The organism is Rhodococcus sp. PAE-6 (assembly GCF_025290685.1).
In the GTDB taxonomy this organism is placed as follows: Bacteria; Actinomycetota; Actinomycetes; order Mycobacteriales; family Mycobacteriaceae; genus Rhodococcus; species Rhodococcus pyridinivorans.
In genome coordinates this window covers 1-643 of record NZ_JAOCLZ010000088.1, presented here as the reverse complement: position 1 = coordinate 643, position 643 = coordinate 1, and the positions used below count along the sequence as shown (strand labels likewise).

Genomic DNA, 643 nt, shown 5'->3' with positions numbered 1-643 from the left:
GCGGTGCCGAAAACGCAGATGGTGGTGTCGATGCAGTTGCGGCAGCGCCGCGCCCACACCGTGATCGCCGAGCTCGATGCGTCGGCGTGGCAACGACTGTCGTGCGGCGATGGTGCGCACGGACCGCGGGTGTACGACTGGGCTGCCGCCCCGATCCGGCCCATCCGTGAACCGGGCCGCGGTCATTGGTTGCTGGCCCGTCGGTCGCTCACCGATCCCGACGAGATCGCCTATTACATCTGCTACGGCCCGGCCGAAACCCCGCTCGCCGAGTTGGTGCGGGTGGCCGGCAGTCGGTGGGCGATCGAGGAATGCTTCCAGACCGCGAAGAACGAGACCGGCCTCGACCACTACCAAGTCCGGGGTTACACCGCCTGGTACCGGCACATCACCTTGTCCATGGCCGCGGCCGCGTTCTTGACGATCCTGCGTCGAGACGCGCAAAAGGGGGATCTTCATCCGGTCGCAGTAGGTTGATTCCTCTGACCGTCAACGAGATTCGAAGACTGTTCAATCGTATCGCCTGCCCCGTTCGTCACGCCTTCGCCCACCTGTGGCACTGGTCGAACTGGCGTCGCATCAGCCAAGCCAGAGCCCGCGCCAGTCACTACAAACAACGACATCACAAACTGTCGTTGCAGTA

At 64.1% G+C, this 643-nt stretch carries 1 pseudogene; it reads left to right on the top strand.

What is annotated here, in order from left to right:
• Positions 1–477, top strand: a pseudogene (locus tag NVV99_RS26340) (IS701 family transposase); the annotation flags it as partial.
• Between the last annotated feature and the right edge of the window lie 166 nt (positions 478–643).